Source organism: Actinomadura sp. NPDC048032 (assembly GCF_040653175.1).
In the GTDB taxonomy this organism is placed as follows: Bacteria; Actinomycetota; Actinomycetes; order Streptosporangiales; family Streptosporangiaceae; genus Spirillospora; species Spirillospora verrucosospora.
Window position 1 is genome coordinate 1 of record NZ_JBEZJP010000486.1, and the last position, 5,668, is coordinate 5,668.

Annotated in this window: 7 protein-coding genes; 6 read left to right on the forward strand and 1 reads right to left on the reverse strand. The window is 73.0% G+C overall.

Annotated elements, in window-relative coordinates; all coding sequences use genetic code 11:
* Window positions 1-97: 97 nt before the first annotated feature.
* The 3 genes from nfi to AB0C69_RS37045 all read left to right on the forward strand — a co-directional run bounded on the left by nfi (window position 98) and on the right by AB0C69_RS37045 (window position 2,282).
* Entirely contained in the window at window positions 98-793 is a 696-nt protein-coding gene (nfi, locus tag AB0C69_RS37035; RefSeq protein WP_360360301.1) for a deoxyribonuclease V, read from the forward strand.
* 87 nt (window positions 794-880) lie between these two features.
* The gene (locus AB0C69_RS37040) at window positions 881-1,450 is read left to right on the forward strand and encodes a TetR/AcrR family transcriptional regulator (RefSeq protein WP_360360304.1); all 570 of its coding nucleotides are present in this window, start codon (window positions 881-883) and stop codon (window positions 1,448-1,450) included.
* A 70-nt stretch (window positions 1,451-1,520) separates the two neighbouring features.
* On the forward strand, window positions 1,521-2,282 hold the full coding sequence (locus AB0C69_RS37045; protein ID WP_345175142.1) for a glucose 1-dehydrogenase: 762 nt from the start codon (window positions 1,521-1,523) through the stop codon (window positions 2,280-2,282).
* Between the two features lie 56 nt (window positions 2,283-2,338).
* Here the strand turns inward: AB0C69_RS37045 and AB0C69_RS37050 are convergent, their stop codons facing one another.
* The gene (locus AB0C69_RS37050; protein ID WP_360360307.1) at window positions 2,339-3,715 is read right to left on the reverse strand and encodes an amidase; all 1,377 of its coding nucleotides are present in this window, start codon (window positions 3,713-3,715) and stop codon (window positions 2,339-2,341) included.
* 71 nt (window positions 3,716-3,786) lie between these two features.
* On the opposite strand from AB0C69_RS37050, the gene AB0C69_RS37055 reads away from it, so the two are divergent.
* The 3 genes from AB0C69_RS37055 to AB0C69_RS37065 all read left to right on the forward strand — a co-directional run bounded on the left by AB0C69_RS37055 (window position 3,787) and on the right by AB0C69_RS37065 (window position 5,556).
* On the forward strand, window positions 3,787-4,347 hold the full coding sequence (locus AB0C69_RS37055; RefSeq protein ID WP_360360310.1) for a TetR family transcriptional regulator: 561 nt from the start codon (window positions 3,787-3,789) through the stop codon (window positions 4,345-4,347).
* 434 nt (window positions 4,348-4,781) lie between these two features.
* Complete coding sequence (locus AB0C69_RS37060; protein WP_360360313.1) at window positions 4,782-4,976, forward strand: hypothetical protein; 195 nt, start codon at window positions 4,782-4,784, stop codon at window positions 4,974-4,976.
* Window positions 4,969-5,556 carry a DUF2637 domain-containing protein gene (locus AB0C69_RS37065; RefSeq protein WP_360360316.1) on the forward strand — a complete coding sequence of 196 codons (588 nt, stop codon included), beginning with the start codon at window positions 4,969-4,971 and terminating at the stop codon, window positions 5,554-5,556. The genes AB0C69_RS37060 and AB0C69_RS37065 overlap by 8 nt, the downstream gene beginning before the upstream one ends.
* Window positions 5,557-5,668 lie beyond the last annotated feature (112 nt).

Here is a 5,668-nt window from a genome sequence, read left to right on the forward strand (position 1 = left end):
CAGGGCCTGGCTCGTCCCCATCATGATCCGGTCGTGCGGGCGCAGGGTCCGCATGACGGCCGCGGGCGCCGCCGCGCAAGAGCGGTAGCGTCCTGCCATGGACGTACGCGATCTGCATCCCTGGCCGTCCACGCCACGGGAGGCCGAGGCGATCCAGGACCGGCTGCGTCCGATGCTCGAACTCGACGTCCCGGGCCCGGCCGCGCCGCGCACCGTCGCCGGCCTGGACGTCTCCTACGCGGGCGACGGCTGCGGCGCGGGCGACCGGCTGGCCGCCGCCGTGGTCGTCCTGGACGCCGCGACGCTGGAGGTCGTCGAGGAGTCGGTCGCCGTCGGAACGGCGGCGTTCCCCTACGTCCCGGGCCTGTTCGCGTTCCGGGAGCTGCCCACGCTGCTCGACGCGCTCCGCGCCCTGGAGACCACGCCCGACCTGCTCGTCTGCGACGGCTTCGGGATCGCGCACCCGCGCCGCTTCGGCCTCGCGTGCCACCTCGGCGTGCTGACCGGACTGCCGTCCGTCGGCGTCGGCAAGACCGCGTTCGTCGGGACGTACGAGCAGCCGGGCCCGCGGCGCGGCGACGCGAGCCCGCTGCTGGACGGCGGCGAGACCGTCGGGCGGGTGCTGCGGACCCGCGACGGCGTGAAGCCGGTGTTCGTGTCCGTCGGCCACCGCACCGGCCTCGACGCCGCGTGCCGCACCGTCCTCGCCCTGACGCCCGAGTACCGGCTGCCGGAGACGACGCGCAGGGCCGACCGGCTGTCCCGCGACGCACTCGCCGCGCGCTCCGGGTAGCGCATCCGCCCTGGACAATGGCAGGCTCGTCGAAAGAAGCAGGCCGGGGGGCCGCGTCAGGCCGCCCGCGACCGCTGGACGGTGCCCATGGAGACCCGGCCGATGCGGGCCGACGCCCGCCGCAACTACGAGCGACTCGTCACGACGGCTCGCACCGCCTTCACCGAGCACGGCACGGGCGCGTCCCTCGACGAGATCGCGAGGCGGGCGGGCGTCGGGTCGGGGACGCTCTACCGGCACTTCCCCACCCGGGACGCGCTGCTGCACGCCGTCCTGCGCGAGCGGATCGACGGCCTGCTCGGGCACGCCGACGCGCTGCTGGCCGAACCGGACCCGGAGGCGGCGCTCGCCCGCTGGCTGCGCACCTACCTCGCGGGCGCCTCGACCCCGCGCGGCACCTGCACCGTGATCATCGAGGCGATGGGGCCCGAGTGGGCGGCCACCGGGCTCGGCGCCGCGGCCGACGCCATCCGCACCGCGCTCGGCCGGCTGCTGGAGCGGGCGCAGCGGGCCGGCTCCGTCCGCGCCGAGATCGATCCCGGCGACCTGCTGCGGCTCGCGAACGCGATCGGCGTCGCGTCCGAGCGCACCCCCGACCCCGGCGCGTACGCCGACCGGATGCTCACGCTGATGTTCGGCGGGCTGCGCGCCGGCTAGGGGCCGCCTTGTTCAGTTGACCAAGCGTTCGCTAGGTTGACCGGGAGGCAACGGGCGACGAGGAGCGTTGATGGGGCAGCTTGACGGCAAGGTGGCGCTGATCACCGGCGGCGCGCGCGGCATGGGCAAGGCGCACGTCCGGCGGTTCCTGGACGAGGGCGCCAGGGTGGTCTTCGGCGACGTCCTGGAGGAGGAGGGCGCCAAGCTGGCCGCCGACCTCGGGGACGGCGCCCGCTTCGTCCGGATGGACGTGTCCCGCGAGGAGGACTGGCAGCGGGCCGTCCAGACCGCCACCGAGACCTTCGGTGCGCTGAACGTCCTGGTCAACAATGCCGGGATCCTCCGGCACAAGACCATCGAGAACATGGCCGTCGAGGAGTTCCGCCAGATCCTGGACGTGAACCTGGTCGGCCAGTGGCTCGGGGTGAAGACGGTGACCGCCCCGATGCGCGCGGCGGGCGGCGGCTCGATCGTGAACGTGTCCTCGACCGAGGGCTTCATCGGCGCCGCCGGCCTCGCCGCCTACAGCGCCAGCAAGTTCGGCGTCCGCGGGCTGACCAAGTCCGCCGCCCGCGAGCTCGGCCAGTACGGCATCCGCGTGAACTCCATCCACCCCGGCGGGGTGCTGACGCCCCTGACCATGCAGGACGACATCGTCTCCGCCACGGCCGCCAGCGCCGACGCGTTCATGAAGGCGCTCCCCCTCGGCCGCATGGGCAAGGCGCAGGAGATCACCGGACTGGTCGTCTTCCTCGCCTCGGACGACTCGACCTACTGCACCGGCAGCGAGGTCCTCGTCGACGGCGGCATGCTCACCGGCGCCGGCTACTGAACGCGACGGGCCGCCGGTACCGGCTTGGACCCCCGCACCGGCGGCCCGTCACGCGTCTAGGGGCGCAGCCCGGCCCACCCTTCGACCGACTCCAGCTGCGCCGCGAGCGAGATGAGCGTCGCCTCGTCGGAGTCGTGCCCGAGCAACTGGGCGCCGAGGGGCAGCCCGTTCCTGGTGAACCCCGCGGGGACGTTCACTCCGGGCCATCCCAGCACGTTCCACGTCCACGCGTAAGGGCACGCGGCCGCGACCCCCGACTGCGTCCGGTGGTAGCCGGCCCCGTCGAAGGCCCCGACCCGCAGCGGCGGCTGCGCCGTCGTGGGCGTCAGCACCACGTCCGCGATCTGGAAGATGCGCCCGACCCGCCTCCGCAGATACGGGTCCAGCCGCTTGGCCAGGGGCAGCAGCCGCCTCCCGAGGACCCTCCCCAGCCGCGCCTCGGCCTCCGTCCTCGGGTCGGGCCGCGGGTTCGGCAGGGAGTCCAGCCAGTCGGCGACCCCGGCCGTCCCGCGCGGCACCAGCCCGAGCGCCGTCGGCCCGTAGTCGGGGTCGGCCGGGAACACCTTGTGCCCGAGGTCGGTCAGCCTCCGCGCGAGCCGCTCGACGGCGGCCCGGATCTGCGGGTCGAGCCTCCCGCTGACCCCGAGGGCCGTCCGGTAGGAGACGGCGATCCGCAGCCTGCCCGGCTCCCGCCTCGCCGCCTCGGCGAACGGGGTGATCGGCGCGTCGAGCCGGTAGACGTCCTCGGCGTGGCTGCCGGTCAGCACGTCGAGCAGCAGGGCCGCGTCCCCCACGGTGCGCGCGAGCGGCCCCCACACGGTGATCCCGTTGAACGGATCGGTGTGCGGGTGCCCGGAGACCCGGCCGCGCTGGGGCTTGATGCCCACCAGGCCCGTCCACGCCGCCGGGATGCGGATCGACCCCGCCCCGTCGGACCCGACCGCCGCCGCGACCATGCCCGCCGCCACGGCCGCCGCCGACCCGCCCGACGACCCGCCCGGCGAGTAGTCGGGATTCCACGGGTTCCTCGCGATCCCGTACTCCCGCGACTCGCTGAACGGCCACAACCCGAGCTCGCAGGTCGTCGTCTTCCCCACGATGACGGCCCCGGCCGCCCGCAGCTTGCGCACGACCTCCCCGTCCCGCGCCACCGGCCGGTGGTCCCCCGCCACCGCGAAGGGCGTGGTCTCCCCCGCGATGTCCGTGTCGTCCTTGATGGCGACGGGCACCCCGAGCAGCGGCAGCCGCTCCCCCTCCGCCAGCCGCTTGTCGGCCTCCAGCGCCTCCTGCGCGGCCGCCTCGGCCCGCACCACCCGGAACGCGCCGAGCGCCTCGCCCCGGCCGATGGCCTCCAGGCTCTCCTCCACCAGCTCACTCGAGGAGATCTCTCCCCTCGCCAGCGCCTCCGCTTGCCCGGCCAGCCCCAGCTCCACGCCGCCTCCCGCTATCGTTCGTTCGAACGAACGATACTGAACGCATCCGTTGTGGGGAAGACTGAGCACCGATGAACGCCCGTGACCGGATCCTCCACGCCACCCTCCGCCTGATCGGCGAACAGGGCATCGGCGCCGTGACCAACCGCGCCGTCGCCCGCGCGGCCGGCGTCTCCCTCGGCTCCCTGACCTACCACTTCCCCAGCCAGGAGGACCTGCTGCGCGAGGCGCTGCACGCCTTCGTCGAGCAGGAGATCGCCCGCATCACGGCCTACGTCACAGCCCTCGCCGAGTCCGGCATCGCGCCCGTCCAGGCCGCCGACCAGGTCGAGAAGGCCGTCGTCGAGTTCGCCCACGGCCCCGAGCAGATCGCGAACCTCGAACTGCACCTGCACGCCGCCCGCGACCCGGCCCTCCGCGAGACCTCCACGCGCTCCATCGAAGCCTACGACCGTCTGGCCACCGCCATCCTGGAGGCCCTGGACATCCCGGACGCCGAACACCACGCCCCCGCGATCGTCGCGATGCTCTACGGCCTGGCCATCCGCCGCCTCGCCACCGGCGACACCACCGCCACCGGCACCGCCGACGCCTTCCGCCTGCTTCTCCTCGGCGCCCTCCCCCGCCCCTGAAAAGGCTTCTGGCCCGCACGGCCCCAGAGCGGGGTTAGGGGGCCGTGCAGGCCAGAAGTCTGTCTCAATCAGGAACCTCAGTCGGAACCTCAGCCGACGATCGCTCTGCTCTCCGCCTGTGCACCTCCGCCGTGTCTCCGATCTGACACCCCAAACGCTAAGCCGCCCAACCCCCCACCAGAACACCTTTAAGCCTCACTTAGGGAACCCCTGAGTCAGCCTTATTCGCGCCCCGTCCGGCACCGTCCGGGGAAGTCGGTCAAGGAGCCGCTCACCTGCGAAAACAAGGCAAGGAGCCCACGGGGACCAGTCCGGCCCCGTCCAGCACCGTCGAACCAAACCGACTGACGCTGGCTCCCCGGATTGGCTCCCGTGGCTCCCCCTCTCAGCAGGAGGAGGCAACACCCATGGCCCTAGAAATCACCGCAACCACGATGACCGCCACGGCAGACGGCAAGGTCATCGCCACCGCCACGCGAACCGACTGCGGATGGCACGTCACCACGTGCCCACGCCCTCTCGACCGCAACGCAGCGATCACGGCCCTGATGCTCGCCGAGCGAGTCGTCACCCACGGCGAGGATGACCCATGCGCCCAGGAGTGGCGACGGGAGCTGGGCCGTGACTGACCGCCTCATCCGCATCACAACCGCGCTCGCCGTGGTGGCGGTCGCCACCGTGGCAGCCGTCATCTCGTACCGCCACGCATACGAACTCGTCCACTCCCACGGCGAGTCCGGCCCCACCGCACGCCTCGTCCCCTTCACGGTGGACGGCCTCATCTGGGCCGCGTCCATGGTGATCCTGGACGCCAGCCGCCGAAAGCACCCCGCACCACCGCTGGCCAAGTGGAGCCTCGCCGTGGGCATCGTGGCCACGGTAGGCGCCAACGTGGCGCACGGCGCGACCCACGGCCCCATAGGCGCGATAGTCAGCGCCTGGCCGGCCCTCGCTCTCGTGGGCAGCTTCGAACTCCTGATGACCCTCACCCGCACCGCAGCCAGCCCAGACCTCACCCAGAACGAGCAGCGCACCGAACCGGTGCAACCCCGCACCAAAGTGGAGCGCACGCTGGAAGAGGCGGTGTGGGACGAGTACCAGGCGAGCCTTGCCGGCCCAGGCCGCCCCCTCTCCCAGCGTTACCTAGCCGAGAAACACAGCATCGACCGCCGCAAAGTCAAACAGATCATCACTGCCGTGCAGCTTTGACCTCAGACCTGAGTAGGGGGGGCGGGCGGGGGGGGGGGGCGGCCGCGGGGGGGGTGTACACGACCCCGGGTTCCGGACACCCCACGCCCAAGGCCAGACGCAGCTCGGGGGT